Below are 13952 nucleotides of genomic sequence, written 5' to 3'. Positions count from 1 at the left end.
TGATCTCTGTGCCCTCTGTGGCCAACGCTTTTGATTCACCCCCAACTACGGAGTCCAAACACATGAAACTGATCCGTTCCCTCCTCGTTGCCGGTCTGGCCCTGGGCCTGGCGGCGGCTCCCGCCTTCGCGCAGGAGAAGAAGAACCTGACCATCGGCGCCACCGCCGGCCCCAACTTCGACCAGGTCAAGCTGGGCATCAAGCCCATCCTGGAAAAGAAGGGCTACAGCGTGAAGCTGGTGGAATTCAACGACTACGTGCAGCCCAACCTGGCCCTGGCCCAGGGTTCCCTGGACGCCAACGTCTTCCAGCACGTCATCTACCTGAAGAAGTTTTCCGCCGACAAGGGCCTCAACCTGACCGACGTGGTCAAGGTGCCGGTGGCCCCCATGGGCCTCTACTCCAAGAAGGCCAAGAGCCTCAAGGACGTCAAGGACGGCGACCGCGTCACCCTGCCCAACGATCCCTCCAACCTGGCCCGGGCCCTGCACTTCCTGGAGCAGAACGGCCTGATCAAGGTCAAGGCCGGCATCGACGCCCTCAAGGCCACCGAGAAGGACGTGGCGGAGAACCCGCGCAAGCTGCAGCTGACCCCCATCGAAGCCGCCCAGCTGCCCCGCACCCTGGACGACGCCGGCCTGGTGGTGGTGCCCGGCAACTTCGCCATCGCCTCCGGCCTCAAGCTGAGCGAAGCCATCTCCCTGGAAAAGACCCCGGACCACTACCTCAACGTGGTGGCGGTGAAGACCGAAGACCAGAACAAGGCCTGGGCCCAGGACATCGTCGCCGCCTTCAAGTCCGCCGAATTCAAGGCCGTGCTGGACAAGCACTTCCAGGGCTACGCCCGCCCCAACTACTGGCAGTAAGCGGACAGCCGGCCCCAAGCCGGCCTAACCGCCCCGCCACAGGCCGCCTCCGGGCGGCCTTTTTCTTGGCCGGCACCATCCGCCGCCCCTCTGGCCGGGCGCGTCCCCTGCCCCATATTCCGCCGCCGCATATCGACCCCACCAATCGGTATTTCCGCCGGCGCCGGCGATTCCCTAAAGTGGCTCTCATCCTCACTTCCGGCGTGGGGCCCGATCGCAGCGATCGGCCCCCGCCCGCAACCACTGGAGCCCCTGCATGGCACGCCTGTTCACCCCCGATGGCAAGTACGAAGCCGACCCGGCCACCGTCAACGCCCTCGCCCGCAGCCTGGGCCTGACCCTGCGCCACCTGCCCCTGCCCCAGGACCCGCACACCGCCGCCCTGCTGGCCCGGCCCGAACTGGACCCGGCGCAACAGGCCCAGCTGCTGCAACACCTCGACGCCAGCCTGGGCCAGGCCGTGCAGGCCCCCGCCGGGGCCGGCCGGGACCTGGTGGCCTTTCACGCCGACCTGCCCGAGCTACCCCGCCTGCGCCAACAGTTCGCCCAGGTCCATACCCATACGGACCACGAGGTGCGCTACATCCTGGCCGGCACCGGCTACTTCGGCGTAGTCCGGGCGGATGGCAGCCAGGTGCTGCTGGAAGCGGGCCCCGGCGATTACCTGGAAGTCCCCGCCGGCACCGAACACTGGTTCGCCCTCGGCCCCGACCCTGGGCTCAAGGCCCTGCGCCTCTTTTCCCGGGAGAAGCAGTGGGTCGCCGACTACACCGGGCGCCAGGCCGACCCCGCCCTGCTGGGCCTGCTGCAGGCCGGCACCGACAGCCACTGAGCCAACGTAGAAAACAACCCCAACCATCCCCACCGGAGCCATTGCCATGAAAATCATCCACACCCTGCTGGCCGCCGCCCTCTCCCTGGGCCTGGCCGCCGCCGCCCCGGGCGCCCTGGCCCAGGAGAAGAAAAACCTGACCCTCGGCGCCACCGCCGGCCCCAACTTCGACCAGCTGAAGCTGGGCATCAAGCCCATCCTGGAAAAGAAGGGCTACAGCGTGAAGCTGGTGGAATTCAACGACTACGTGCAGCCCAACCTGGCCCTGGCCCAGGGCTCCCTGGATGCCAACCTGTTCCAGCACGTCATCTACCTGAAGAAATTCGCCGCCGACAAGGGCCTCAACCTGGTGGACGTGATCAAGGCCCCGATCGCCCCCCTCGGCCTCTATTCCAAGAAGCGCGCCAGTCTCAAGGAACTGAAGGACGGCGACCGCATCACCCTGCCCAACGATCCTTCCAACCTGGCCCGGGCCCTGGTGTTCCTGGAACAGAACGGCCTGCTCAAGGTGAAGCCGGGCACCGATCCCCTCAAGGCCACCGAGAAGGACGTGGCGGAGAACCCCCACAAGCTGCAGCTGACCCCCATCGAGGCCGCCCAGCTGCCCCGCACCCTGGACGATGCCGCCTTCGTCGTCATCAACGGCAACTTCGCCATCGCCTCCGGCCTCAAGCTGAGCGAAGCCATCGCCCTGGAAAAGACGCCGGACCACTATCTCAACGTGGTGGCGGTGAAGACGGAAGACCAGCACAAGCCCTGGACCCAGGACATCGTCGCCGCCTTCAAGTCCCCCGAATACAAGGCCGTGCTGGACAAGCACTTCCAGGGCTACGCCCGCCCCGCCTACCTGCAGTGAGACCGGCGCCCCGCGCCAAAGCAAAGGGCCACCCCGGGGTGGCCCTTTTTCATGGCGGCCCGGCAACGGGCTGGCGGCGGATTGGCGCAGAATGGGGGAAAATGCCGACCTGCCCCCGCCCCAAGGATTCAGCCGTGAGCATCACCCTCAACGAAAGCGAAGTGGAAATCGTCGCCATCCGTGCCCAGGGCGCCGGCGGCCAGAATGTGAACAAGGTCTCCAACGCGGTGCACCTGCGCTTCGACGTGGGCGCCTCGTCCCTGCCGGAAGAGATCAAGGCCAGGCTGCTGGCCCGGCGCGACCAGCGCCTCAGCAGCGACGGCATCATCGTCATCAAGGCCCAGAAGCACCGCAGTCTGGAGCGCAACCGGGAAGACGCCCTGGTGCGGCTGCGGGAAATGATCGCCGCCGCGGCCTTCGTCCCCGTCCAGCGCCGTCCCACCAAACCCAGTCGCAGCTCCCAGCGCAAGCGGGTGGACAGCAAGGTCAAGCGGGGCCTGGTGAAGCTGCAGCGGGGCCGGGTCAGCGAGTAGGAAAAAGGGGGAAACAGGGAAAGTCCGCACGGGGCGGACGCCCCGGGCCGGGGCGCGCTGTGTGGCGCCCGGGTCCCACATCCGCCAAGGATTAGCGGATCACCTTGAGCAGTTCCACCTCGAAGGTCAGGGTGGCGTTGGGCGGCACGGCGCCGCCGGCGCCGCGGGAGCCATAGGCGATTTCCGGCGGGCAGGTGAGGCGGGCCTTGCCGCCTTCGCGCATCTTGGAGACGCCTTCGGTCCAGCAGGGAATGACCCGGTTGAGGGGGAAGGTGGCGGGCTGGCCCCGCTTGTAGGAGCTGTCGAACTCGCTGCCGTTGGCCAGGGTGCCCCGGTAGTGCACCTGCACCGTCAGCTCGGGGGCGGCTTTTTCGCCGCTGCCGTCCTTGAGGGATTCATAGACCAGGCCGGAAGGGGTCTTTTCCGGGGCGCCCGCCTGGACGCCGGCGGCAGCCAGGGCCGCCACGGCGGTCAGCATGAGTTTTTGCCACAGTTGCATGATTTCTCCATCAGTTTGAGCGAAAGACCGAATGCATGCCGGGCCGGCCGAGCAGCACTCGGGCGGGGCCGGAAACGGTATGCAGCGCTCGATTATAGGCCGCCAGCCGCCATGCGGCGCCAGTCCGGAGCACTCGGCCATGAGCCGGGCACTTGCGGATTCCGGCACCGTTCGCCCCTGCGGGTTTCCACGTACTGACGCCGGAGGGCCCGGAGCCGGTATAATTGACGGTTTCCTCCCCATTTCGCATGGGCTGCCCGGGATTCGTCCCGCCGCCGCCCGCCCAACGGGGAACCCGGTCAAACCAGGACAGGCTGGAACCACAAGCTTCCCAGCCCGGGCCTGGGCGCAGGTTACGAGAAACCTGTGCCGGCCAGGCAAGCGCCGCGCCCAAAAGGCGGGCATTGCCGCACCGGCGCCGATATCGACAGGCGTTCCGCCAGGGCCCACCGGCCCGGCCCGACGCATTGGTACGAATCAAAAACAGAATTCACTGGAGAAACTATGCGCTTCCTGCCCAAATCCCTCGTTCTGGTTGGCGCCCTCGCCGCCGCCGGCCTGGCCCAGGCCGCCGACATCAAGATCGGCGTGGCCGCCGCCCTCACCGGCGGTGCCGCCCAGTACGGCGTCGCCATCCGCAACGGCTTCCAGCTGGCTGCCGATGAAATCAACGCCAAGGGCGGTGTGAACGGCAACAAGATCCAGCTGGTCGTCGAGGACGAGCAGGGCAAGAAGGAAGAAGGCATCAACGTCTTCAAGAAGCTGATTTTCCAGGACAAGGTGCTGATGGTCTTCGGCCCCACCCTGTCCAACTCCATGTTCGCCGCCGGCCCCGTGGCCAACGGCGCCAAGACCGTGGTCTTCGGCACCTCCGTCACTGCCAACGGCATCACCGACATCGGCCCCTATGTCTTCCGCAACTCCGTCATGGAATCGGACGTGCTGCCGGTGACCGTGGCCACCGCCACCAAGCACTACAAGCTGAAGCAGGTTGCCGTCATCTACGGTAACGACGACGCCTTCACCAAGAGCGGCTACGACGTCTTCAAGAAGGTGCTGGAAGACCAGAAGCTGCCCGTCACCACCACCGAGACCTACGTCAAGGGCGACGTGGACTTCAAGGCCCAGCTGACCAAGATCAAGGCCTCCAACCCGGATGCGGTGATCTGTTCCTGTCTGGCCGAAGAAGCCGCCAACATCATGCTGCAGGCCCGGGGCCTGGGCATCAAGGTGCCCTTCATCGGCGGCAACGGCTTCAATTCCCCCAAGCTGTTCGAGATCTCCAAGCTGGCCGGTGAAGGCACCTTCGTCGGCAGCCCCTGGTCCAACACCAACCCGGCGCCCGCCAACAAGGCCTTCGTCGCCGCCTACGTGAAGAAGTACAACGCCGAGCCCAACCAGTTCGCCGCCCAGGCCTTCGACGCCCTGCACGTGGCCGCCGCCGCCCTGCAGGAAGTGAAGCTCTCCGGCGACATCGCCGCCGACCGGGAAGCCCTGAAGAACGCCCTGCCCAAGGCCACCATCAACGGCGCCACCGGCCCCTTCAAGTTCCGTCCCGCTGTCACCAAGTCCGGCAAGCCGGGCGGCTGGGATGCGGATCAGAAGCCCTTCATCTACGTGGTCAAGGGTGGCAAGTTCACCGCCTTCGACGGCAAGTAAGCGACTGTCCGCGTAAGCCTGTCTTACCCACCAATGCGGGGCCGATGAAAGTCTGCCCCGCATTGCATTTGCAACTGGAATTTCCCCATGCTTGAACAACAACTCCTCAACGCCCTGACGCTCGGCAGCGTCTACGCGCTGTTCGCCCTGGGTTTCACCCTGGTGTTCGGCGTGCTGGCGGTGATCAACCTCTCCCACGGAGCGGTGTTCATGGTCGGCAGCTACGCCGCCCTGGCCATGGTCAGCCACCTCAACGCCCCCTTGTGGGTGGCCATGCTCGGCGCCATGGTGGTCAGCGGTACCATCGGCCTCCTGGTGGACGTGCTGGTGCTGAAACCCCTGCGCGCCCGCAACGCCCCCCACCTGATTCCCATGATCGCCACCATCGGTGTCGGCATCATGCTCACCAGCGCCGCCCAGGGCCTGTTCGGTGCCGAGGTGCTGCGCTTCCCCGAGGACGTCATGCCGGCCGGCGAATTCATGGTTGGCGACGTGCATGTGCGGGCCCTGGAAATCGCCATCGTCGCCATCGCCTTCCTGCTCATGGCCGTGCTGTTCACCATCTTGAAGCGAACCCAGCTGGGCCGCGCCCTGCGGGCCATCGCCGAATCCCCCAAGGCCGCCTATCTGCTGGGCATCAACGTGGAAGGCCTGTTCCACATCACCTCCTTCGTCGCCGCCGCCCTGGGCGGCATCGCCGGGGTGCTGATCGGCCTCAACTTCAACGCCATCACCCCCTTCATGGGCCAGCCCATGCTGCACAAGGGCATCGCCGTGATCATCCTCGGCGGCATGGGCGACATCCGCGGCGCCCTCATCGGCGGCCTCTTCCTGGGCTTCGCCGAGGTCATCAGCAAGGCCTACCTGTCGAGCCAGATGGGCGACGCGGTGGCCTTCGGCCTGCTCTTCCTGATCCTGCTGGTGCGGCCTTCCGGGCTGTTCGGGCGCAAGCTGGAAAGGAAAGCGTGATGGAATGGTTCAATGACTTCTGGTCCACCTACAGCACCCTGGTGTTCTCGGTGGGCGTCCACGCCCTGTTGGCCCTCTCCATCTGGCTGACCCTTTCCTGCGGCCTCCTGTCCCTGGCCAACGCCGCCTTCATGGGCGTCGGCGCCTACGTCTCGGCCCTGCTCACCCTGCACCTGGAGTGGTCCTTCGGCAGCGTGCTGCTGGCCGGCGGCATTGCCCCGACCCTGGTGGCCCTGATCATCGGCGCCCCGGTGCTGCGGCTCTCCGGCGTCTACCTGGCCATGGCCACCCTGGCCTTCGGCGAGGTGGTGCGCATCACCGTGCTCAACCTGGAGATCACCGGCGGCCCCGAAGGCCTCAACGGCATTCCCCTGGCCACCGAAGGCTGGCACATCGCCCTGATCCTGGCCGTCACCGTCTATGGCCTGGCCCGGCTGCGCCGCTCCAAGGTGGGCCGCGCCTTCGAGGCCATCAAGGAAGACGAGGTGGCCGCCCGCCTGATGGGCATCAACGTGGACCGCTACAAGCTGCTGGCCTTCTCCCTCGGCGCCTTCATCGCCGGCGTGGCCGGGGCCCTCAACGCCCACTTCACCTTCTTCATCAGCCCCCGGGAATACGGCTTCGAGAACGCCGTGGACATCCTCACCATGGCGGTACTGGGCGGTACCTCCAGCCTCATCGGCCCCATGCTCGGCTCCTCCATCCTGACCCTGCTGCCGGAACTGCTGCGCTCCCTGCAGGACTTCCGTTCCCTGGTGAACGGCGCCGTGCTGGTGCTGGTGGTGCTGTTCCTGCCCAAGGGCCTGTGGGAATCCCGCCGCATCCGTGCCTTCTTCAAGCGTCTCAAGGGAGGTCAGGCATGAACGCCCCCCAGCAACCCAATCTGCTCTCCATCCGTAACGTCGGCAAGCATTTCGGCGGCCTGCACGTGCTGCAGGACGTCAGCTTCGAAGTGCCCGCCGGCAGCATCTACGGCCTCATCGGCCCCAACGGCGCCGGCAAGACCACGGTGTTCAACCTCATCACCGGCCTGCTCACCCCCAGCGCCGGCCAGATCGACTTCCAGGGCCAGACCCTGATCGGCCTGGAGCCCCACCGCATCACCCACCAGGGCATCGCCCGCACCTTCCAGAACATCCGCATCTTCAAGGAAATGGACCTGCTGGAAAACGTCATGGTGGGCATGCACGACCACCTCAACTACGGCGGCTTCGGCATCTTCCTCAACAGCCCGGCCTGCCGCGCTGCCGAGAAGAAGGCCCGGGAACGGGCCCTGGAGCTGCTCTCCTGGGTGGGTCTGGATCACAAGGCCGACATGCTGGCCGACAACCTTTCCTACGGCGACCAGCGCAAGCTGGAATTCGCCCGGGCCCTGGCGACGGAACCCAAGCTGCTGCTGCTGGACGAGCCGGTGGCCGGCATGAACCCGTCGGAAAAGACCATCCTCATGGAAGAGATCAACAACATCCGCAACCGGGGCTACGGCGTCTTCATGATCGAGCACGACATGCGCTTCGTCATGGGCCTGTGCGACCGCATCGCCGTGCTCAACTTCGGCCGCATCATCGCCGAAGGCACGCCGGACGAAGTGCGCAACAACCCGGACGTGATCGAGGCCTACCTGGGCAAGGAGGACGAGTAATGAGCGTACTTCTGCGCGTACACGACCTGGCCGTGGCCTACGGCCACATCGAGGCCGTCAAGGGCCTGGACTTCCACCTCAACGAGGGCGAGATCACCGCCCTGGTGGGGGCCAACGGCGCCGGCAAGAGCACCACCCTGCTGGCCCTCTCCGGCCTCATCAAGCCCACCCGGGGCAAGATCGAATTCCAGGGCGAAGACATCTCCCGCCTGCCCGCCCACCAGATCGTCGAGCGGGGCCTGGTGCAGGTGGCCGAAGGCCGGGCCATCCTCACCACCCTGACGGTGGAGGAAAACCTGCAGCTGGGCGCCTACACCCGGCAGGACAAGGAGGGCATCCCCGCCTCCATGGAAGAGGTGTACCAGCTCTTCCCCCGCCTCAAGGAACGCTCCCAGCAGTTCGCCGGCAACCTCTCCGGCGGCGAGCAGCAGATGCTGGCCATCGGCCGGGCCCTCATGGCCAAGCCCAAACTCCTGCTGCTGGACGAGCCCTCCATGGGCCTGGCCCCCATCGTGGTGCAGGAAATCTTCCGCATCCTGGTGGAAATCAACCGCCGCGGCCTCACCATCCTGCTGGTGGAGCAGAACGTGCGCCAGGCCCTGAAGATCGCCAAGCACGGCTACGTCATCGAGACCGGCAAGATCGTGCTGGCCGATTCCGGCGCCAACCTGCTGGCCAACCCCAAGGTGGAAGAAGCCTACCTGGGCGGCTGACACACCCGAGCGGGAGTGGCCGACAGGCCACTGCCCCACAAACAAGAAGGGACGCCATTCTCCCGGCACACCGGGCCAGAAATGGCGTCCCTTCTGCATTTCAGCGGCCCTATCTGTGCGGTGACGGGCCCCAGAGCCTTCCCATCAAAGCTGCCGCCCAGGGGCAACGCAAAACTGCCACCTGCCGGCGTAGCAGGCGGCCATGTTGTTCCTCCGGGGTTATCGAAGCTCGGGTTGCACCGGCTTTCCGCCAGGAACGGATGTGGTGGGAATAGTCCCGATGCAGCCGTGCGCAAAAAACCGAAGACATGACATTTGGCTGACCGACTGGCAAAATCAGCGTCACATTGAACCAGTCACGCATGCCACGCATGACCGCCATCGATCCCCGCAAATATTGCCGCCAATCTAGCGAAAGCCCCTATTGGGGAACATCCGAGGCTGCCGGGCTTTCTTGCTTGTACGGTATTTCACCAGTTTATACGGCAGTTTTGCCAGTCACCTCACGTTGAGGCATCTCACCTTTGTTTCACATGAACGCAAATCAAAAACTCTTCAGGCGCTTTGCGAGGCTAATCTCGCCGCGCAACAAAACTTCTGTCCGGTCCCTCTATCGCCTATTTCAAGCCGCTGTCGTCGCTGTCTTGTTGGTATTCCTAGTCAATCTATTCGCTATTGGTAAAAGCAACTTTGGTGAATGGGGGGACTTCTTTGGTGGCGTACTCAACCCGCTCCTGACCTTTTTAACGTTCATGGGCTTGCTGGTGACGATCGTTATTCAGCAAACTGAACTACGCGAATCTCGCGTTGAGCTAAAGCGTTCGGCGGACGCACTCCGAGAGCAAAGTGATAGCCTTAAGAAGCAGAATTTTGAATCAACATTCTTTCAGATGCTGACCATCCACAACGGGATAGTTAATTCGATTGACCTTGAGAAAGATGGAACCGTGACTAGGGGGCGCGATTGCTTTAACGCCTTCTACACCCGCTTCAATAAAATTTATAGGGAAAACGAGACTAAGGCCAGTGGTAAGTACAGTGAAGAAGCTATTGTCCGGTTGTCATATGACCTCTTCTGGAAGGATCACCAAACTGAACTCGGTCACTATTACCGCTACCTCTACAACATCGTGCGCTTCGTCAAGGAGGCAGACTACGTTTGTGGCCCCTACCTTCGGCTAATTCGAGCGCAACTATCAGATCAAGAGTTGCTCTTGTTGTTTTACAACTGCATATCCAAGAACGGCGGCAACTTCACTGCACTTGTTGAGGAGTTTTCATTGCTCAACAACTTGCCGAAAGTCCGTCTGCTGCACAAATCGCATGAGGCAATGCTTAAGCCAACTGCATTTGGCGCTGTATGAAATGCCCAACCATCATTCCACTGAACCTACGTCAAAAACCGCTCTGGCCGTTGAATTCAAACGCTAACTTTCGCACCATGGAACTCATCACACCCAAGAACGCTGTAGAAATGGTTCTGCGCAAGAAGACAAAGGAGGCCAAGTTTCAACCATACGAAACTACAGCACAGAAATGGCTCCTTGGCTTCTCGATCGGTAGTCTTTGCATCGGCTTTCTGCTGGCGCTGAGCACACACCTCTGGAAGAACGAATACCTCGTTTTCACGGCCTTGCTCTTCGTACTCGCCTCCTCACTCTTTGCAATGGGGTATCAGATTGCATCTCTCATTCCCGAACTAGCGAAATTTCGTAACGTCGAAAAAGAAGTGGCAACGCCCTTCTTAGCTGAGTTCAACAACGACCTTGATCTCATTCACGACCTATCCCAAACGTGCGAAATTCACCATTTGAGCTTTGCGAAAGCCAACTTTGTTTTGATGGCAAAGCAACTCCGAGAGCGCATTGGCATACTGGTGGGTGCTCTGGAAAAAGTGGGCTTGATCCCACTTGCAACTACTGGCTACTTTGCATTTCTCAAAACCCAGAAGGATGGCTTGCAACCGTTTAGCGACATCGACTGGGTATTTGCTGCATTTGCATTCCTATACCTCGTAGCCGTGAGAATGATGGGAACTGCCCAATGGATGGAGAAAATGGCGGAAATCTATGAGCACGCTATTGTGCTCAAGTCGAAGCGTTCAAGCTAACCTGACAGAAGAGCAGACCTACAGGAAAAGCCCTACAAGTCGTTCACTTTCACGGTTAAACGTCTACTTTCCCTAACTGGCAACCGCCACTTCGAATCGGAAGCCGCCGTAAAGCAATGGCCGGTCTGCAAGCAGAACCGGCCATTTTTCATTGGGTACACCACGGCAACCAATGACCCGGCTAAGACTCCGCGGGCTGTCCTCGAGTCACTGAGTGGCAAGGTGGAATTTTACTGGGTAGCAGCCTCCCGATGCACCGGAATGGCTGCATTCGTGGGCATGCGCTGCCCGGCGCATAAGAAAAGACAAAACGGCTATTTCCGCCCGGGGCCGGGCGGGCCCTACAGTGGCCGGCACAACGATCACCGTGAGCCGACCATGCCCGACATCTACAACACCATCACCGAAGCCGCCGCCGAGGTTACCGCCCGCATCGCCGAGGTGCTGGAAATCCGTGCCGCCGAGCCCCAGCAGAGACGCATGCTGGAAACCTATCTGGCGGAGATTCCCTTCCCTGCCGATGCCCGGGTCCTGGAAGTGGGCTGCGGCACCGGCGCCGTCGCCCGCCGTCTGGCCGCCTGGCCCGGGGTGGTGGAAGTGGTGGGCCTGGACCCTTCCCCCATCTTCCTCGCCAAGGCCCGGGAACTGGGCGCCCACCTGCCCCACCTTTCCTTCCGCGAAGGCGGCGCCCACGGCCTGCCCTTTGCCGACGGCCACTTCGACGTGGTCATCTTCCACACCACCCTGTGCCACCTCTCCCAGCCCCTGGACGCGCTGCAGGAAGCCCACCGGGTATTGCGTCCCGGCGGCCGCCTGGCGGTGTTCGACGGCGATTACGCCTCCACCACCTTCGGCACCGGCGACCTGGACCCCCTGGAAATCTGCGCCCACGCTTTCCGCGAGCATTTCATCGACGACAGCTGGATCGCCCGCCGCACGCCCCTGCTGGCGCGGCAGGCCGGCTTCCGGGTGGATGCTTTCCACAGCCACGGCTACACCGAGAGCAGCGCCCCCAGCTATCTCTACACGGTGGTGGACCGGGGCGCCGACGCCCTGGCGGATGAAGGCCGCATCGGCCGCCCCCTGGCGGAGGCCCTCAAGGCCGAAGCCCGGCGCCGGGCGGAGGCCCATCAGTTCTTCGGCCACATCGGCTACACCAGCCTCATCGCCGAGCGCCTCTAGCCGCCGGGCATTTCAGCCCTAGCGTGACCCGATGCCGGTGACGGCGTAAGCGTCGGCCACCGGCACCGGCGCCTCGGCCCAGTCCACCACCGTGGTCTGCTGGCATAGCCGCTTCTTCAGGATTTTCGCCCCCCGGGAAATGACCAGGCCGCTGGCAACGTCGCGCACGTTGAAAACGACAAAGCCGGTCCGCTCCATCTGGAAGCGGAAATAGATGCCGATGCGGCCCTGGTACAGCACATTGCCCTTGCTCACATGGCGGCGCGGGTAGCTGGCCTCGAGCCCGGCGATGATCTCGCCACTGCCGAGCACACCGTAGCGCAGCTGCACATAGCCCGCCGTCTTCGAGAGGTCGGCGGAGGCGCACACCGAGACCAGGCGCGGCCCCTCGTTGCAGGCGAAAAGAACCTTCTCTTCCGCCCCGCACAGGTGCTCGGTCGCCAGAGCCGGCGCCCCGCCTGCCGCCAGCAGGGCCAAGGCGCACAGTTTCCATATATTTAGCATTCGTTGAATTATACGGGGGGGCGCCGGGGCGCCTGTACCGACGTGCAACACGCAAGCGACCGACGCCATTAGCCTCCCGGCAGAGCACAAGCCAATACTGGTCGCGGCAGCCACGTCAGGGATTTGCCCAGGGGCCGCATCAGCGGTTATGGTCGGGGCATGGTGGCCGCCGGGGGGAAAGCCCTAGAATGGCGGCTGCGACCTTCACCTGGAGTCTGGCATGCCGCCCCGGAAACACCCCGCCCGTCTGGCCCTCGTCCTGCTGTCCCTCGCCGCCTGCCTGGCCGCCCCGGTGGCGCCGGCTACGGCGGCACCGCTGAAGGTGCTCGGTTTCGACGACATGAGCTGCCAGGCCTGGGTCCGCTCCCGGGACGAGGCGGAGCAGCGGGCCCTCTATCTGGCCTGGATGCGCGGCGTCCTCAGCGGCCACAACTACGCCCGGCAGAGCCAGCAGGTTTCCGCCATTTCCAGCGGCACCATCGAGAACTACGTCAATCGCTATTGCAGCGAAAAGCCTACCGGGAATTTCGGCGACGCCATCCTGCGCCTCTCCGACCAGTTCTCCGGCCGCAACGCCGCCCTCACCAAATAAGCAACGGAGCCTGCGCCATGAGCAAGAAGAGCATCGACCACCAGCGCCTGGACCAGGTGGTGCTGGCAGCCCGCCAGGCCCGGGACGAACGGGAAAAGGGTTACCGGGAACGGGCCCTGAAGATTTATCCGTGGATCTGCGGCCGCTGTGGCCGGGAATTCACCCACAGCAACCTGCGGGAACTGACGGTGCACCACCGGGACCACAACCACGACCATAATCCCGTGGACGGCAGCAACTGGGAGTTGCTGTGCCTCTACTGCCACGACAACGAACACCAGAAGCAGATCGAGTTCGACCAGGGCAACCGGGCCACCAACGGCTTTGGCGGCGGCGCCAGCCATTCGCCCTTCGCCAACCTGAAGGCCCTGCTGGGCAAGGGCGAAGGTTCGGACTAGGCCCGCTGCGGCATCAACAGTGACAGCCGGGGCCCAGGTCCGCACCGGCCCGGCCGCCCCGCTTTTCCCCAGGACTTTCCTGATCCCGCCGGCCTCTGGGACCGGCCCTCCTCCTTCACCAGCCAGACACCCGTTTCATGGATTCCCGACCGGCACGCCCCCAGGCGCCCCTGTGCACCCGCTGCGCCCACTACTACATCACCCACGACGTGAGCTTTCCCTACGGCTGCCGGGCCCTGGACTTCAAGAGCCGGCGCCCGCCGATCCTGGAGGTGCAGGACGCTTCGGGCCTGGAGTGCCAGTACTTCCTGGCCAAGAGCGCCCCCCGGGCCTAGCGGCGGATGCCGCTGTGGCGGGCCTTGCGCCGCCAGCAGGCGGGCGTCTGCAGGGCCAGCGTATCCACCGGCTTGCTGCCGAACAGGGCCTGGGCGAAAGCCCGGCGCTCCCGTTCTTCCTGGGTGACGCCGGCGATGTGTTCAAACCATTTCTGAAGGCGGTTCATGGCGACTGGCTCCTCGATGTCGGATGGATTGCAAGGTTCGGTACGGTTCGAAATGCCGTCCTTGGATGCAAGAATATCCGACTACTGTATAAATG

At 63.8% G+C, this 13952-nt stretch carries 18 protein-coding genes; 15 read left to right on the top strand and 3 right to left on the bottom strand.

Going from position 1 to position 13952, the window contains the following annotated elements; all coding sequences use genetic code 11:
* Nucleotides 1-62: 62 nt before the first annotated feature.
* The 4 genes from EV678_RS01295 (at nucleotide 63) to arfB (ending at nucleotide 3087) form a co-directional block, all read left to right on the top strand.
* Complete coding sequence (locus tag EV678_RS01295; RefSeq protein ID WP_014237133.1) at nucleotides 63-866, top strand: MetQ/NlpA family ABC transporter substrate-binding protein; 804 nt, start codon at nucleotides 63-65, stop codon at nucleotides 864-866.
* Between the two features lie 256 nt (nucleotides 867-1122).
* The gene (locus EV678_RS01290; protein WP_130458225.1) at nucleotides 1123-1698 is read left to right on the top strand and encodes a cupin domain-containing protein; all 576 of its coding nucleotides are present in this window, start codon (nucleotides 1123-1125) and stop codon (nucleotides 1696-1698) included.
* 46 nt (nucleotides 1699-1744) lie between these two features.
* Complete coding sequence (locus EV678_RS01285) at nucleotides 1745-2554, top strand: MetQ/NlpA family ABC transporter substrate-binding protein (RefSeq protein ID WP_130458224.1); 810 nt, start codon at nucleotides 1745-1747, stop codon at nucleotides 2552-2554.
* Nucleotides 2555-2688: 134 nt separating this feature from the next.
* On the top strand, nucleotides 2689-3087 hold the full coding sequence (gene arfB, locus EV678_RS01280; RefSeq protein ID WP_235832387.1) for an alternative ribosome rescue aminoacyl-tRNA hydrolase ArfB: 399 nt from the start codon (nucleotides 2689-2691) through the stop codon (nucleotides 3085-3087).
* 91 nt (nucleotides 3088-3178) lie between these two features.
* Here the strand turns inward: arfB and EV678_RS01275 are convergent, their stop codons facing one another.
* Nucleotides 3179-3586, bottom strand: coding sequence for an FKBP-type peptidyl-prolyl cis-trans isomerase (locus tag EV678_RS01275; protein WP_130458222.1), 408 nt, complete (start codon nucleotides 3584-3586; stop codon nucleotides 3179-3181).
* Nucleotides 3587-4090: 504 nt separating this feature from the next.
* On the opposite strand from EV678_RS01275, the gene EV678_RS01270 reads away from it, so the two are divergent.
* From EV678_RS01270 to EV678_RS01235, 8 genes are all read left to right on the top strand, one after another.
* Entirely contained in the window at nucleotides 4091-5245 is a 1155-nt protein-coding gene (locus tag EV678_RS01270) for an ABC transporter substrate-binding protein (protein ID WP_014237128.1), read from the top strand.
* Nucleotides 5246-5332: 87 nt separating this feature from the next.
* A complete protein-coding gene (locus EV678_RS01265; RefSeq protein WP_014237127.1) occupies nucleotides 5333-6214 on the top strand; it encodes a branched-chain amino acid ABC transporter permease in 882 nt (293 codons plus the stop codon).
* Complete coding sequence (locus EV678_RS01260; protein ID WP_130458221.1) at nucleotides 6214-7077, top strand: branched-chain amino acid ABC transporter permease; 864 nt, start codon at nucleotides 6214-6216, stop codon at nucleotides 7075-7077. The genes EV678_RS01265 and EV678_RS01260 overlap by 1 nt, the downstream gene beginning before the upstream one ends.
* Nucleotides 7074-7856: an ABC transporter ATP-binding protein gene (locus EV678_RS01255; protein ID WP_014237125.1), complete on the top strand. Its 783-nt coding sequence runs from the start codon at nucleotides 7074-7076 to the stop codon at nucleotides 7854-7856. Before EV678_RS01260 ends, EV678_RS01255 begins: the two co-directional genes overlap by 4 nt.
* The gene (locus EV678_RS01250; RefSeq protein ID WP_014237124.1) at nucleotides 7856-8569 is read left to right on the top strand and encodes an ABC transporter ATP-binding protein; all 714 of its coding nucleotides are present in this window, start codon (nucleotides 7856-7858) and stop codon (nucleotides 8567-8569) included. Before EV678_RS01255 ends, EV678_RS01250 begins: the two co-directional genes overlap by 1 nt.
* 533 nt (nucleotides 8570-9102) lie before the next feature.
* Nucleotides 9103-9933 (top strand): putative phage abortive infection protein, encoded by an 831-nt coding sequence (locus tag EV678_RS01245; protein WP_130458220.1) that lies wholly within the window; start codon nucleotides 9103-9105, stop codon nucleotides 9931-9933.
* A 77-nt stretch (nucleotides 9934-10010) separates the two neighbouring features.
* Nucleotides 10011-10679: a hypothetical protein gene (locus EV678_RS01240; RefSeq protein WP_130458219.1), complete on the top strand. Its 669-nt coding sequence runs from the start codon at nucleotides 10011-10013 to the stop codon at nucleotides 10677-10679.
* A gap of 378 nt (nucleotides 10680-11057) precedes the next feature.
* Nucleotides 11058-11861, top strand: a complete 804-nt coding sequence (locus EV678_RS01235; RefSeq protein WP_165397429.1) for a methyltransferase domain-containing protein — start codon at nucleotides 11058-11060, stop codon at nucleotides 11859-11861.
* An 18-nt stretch (nucleotides 11862-11879) separates the two neighbouring features.
* Here the strand turns inward: EV678_RS01235 and EV678_RS01230 are convergent, their stop codons facing one another.
* Nucleotides 11880-12365 (bottom strand): hypothetical protein, encoded by a 486-nt coding sequence (locus EV678_RS01230; protein WP_130458217.1) that lies wholly within the window; start codon nucleotides 12363-12365, stop codon nucleotides 11880-11882.
* A gap of 220 nt (nucleotides 12366-12585) precedes the next feature.
* Between EV678_RS01230 and EV678_RS01225 the strand changes: the two genes are divergently transcribed.
* The 3 genes from EV678_RS01225 to EV678_RS01215 all read left to right on the top strand — a co-directional run bounded on the left by EV678_RS01225 (nucleotide 12586) and on the right by EV678_RS01215 (nucleotide 13690).
* Nucleotides 12586-12957: an HdeA/HdeB family chaperone gene (locus EV678_RS01225; RefSeq protein ID WP_130458216.1), complete on the top strand. Its 372-nt coding sequence runs from the start codon at nucleotides 12586-12588 to the stop codon at nucleotides 12955-12957.
* Between the two features lie 17 nt (nucleotides 12958-12974).
* On the top strand, nucleotides 12975-13355 hold the full coding sequence (locus EV678_RS01220) for a YajD family HNH nuclease (RefSeq protein WP_130458215.1): 381 nt from the start codon (nucleotides 12975-12977) through the stop codon (nucleotides 13353-13355).
* A 137-nt stretch (nucleotides 13356-13492) separates the two neighbouring features.
* A complete protein-coding gene (locus tag EV678_RS01215) occupies nucleotides 13493-13690 on the top strand; it encodes a hypothetical protein (protein ID WP_130458214.1) in 198 nt (65 codons plus the stop codon).
* Here the strand turns inward: EV678_RS01215 and EV678_RS16010 are convergent.
* Nucleotides 13687-13857, bottom strand: a complete 171-nt coding sequence (locus EV678_RS16010; RefSeq protein WP_014237118.1) for a hypothetical protein — start codon at nucleotides 13855-13857, stop codon at nucleotides 13687-13689. The genes EV678_RS01215 and EV678_RS16010 overlap by 4 nt on opposite strands.
* Between the last annotated feature and the right edge of the window lie 95 nt (nucleotides 13858-13952).

Source organism: Azospira oryzae (genome assembly GCF_004217225.1).
GTDB classification, from domain to species: Bacteria; Pseudomonadota; Gammaproteobacteria; order Burkholderiales; family Rhodocyclaceae; genus Azospira; species Azospira oryzae.
The sequence above is the reverse complement of the archived record's forward strand: the minus strand, read 5'-3'. Positions and strand labels throughout refer to the sequence as shown.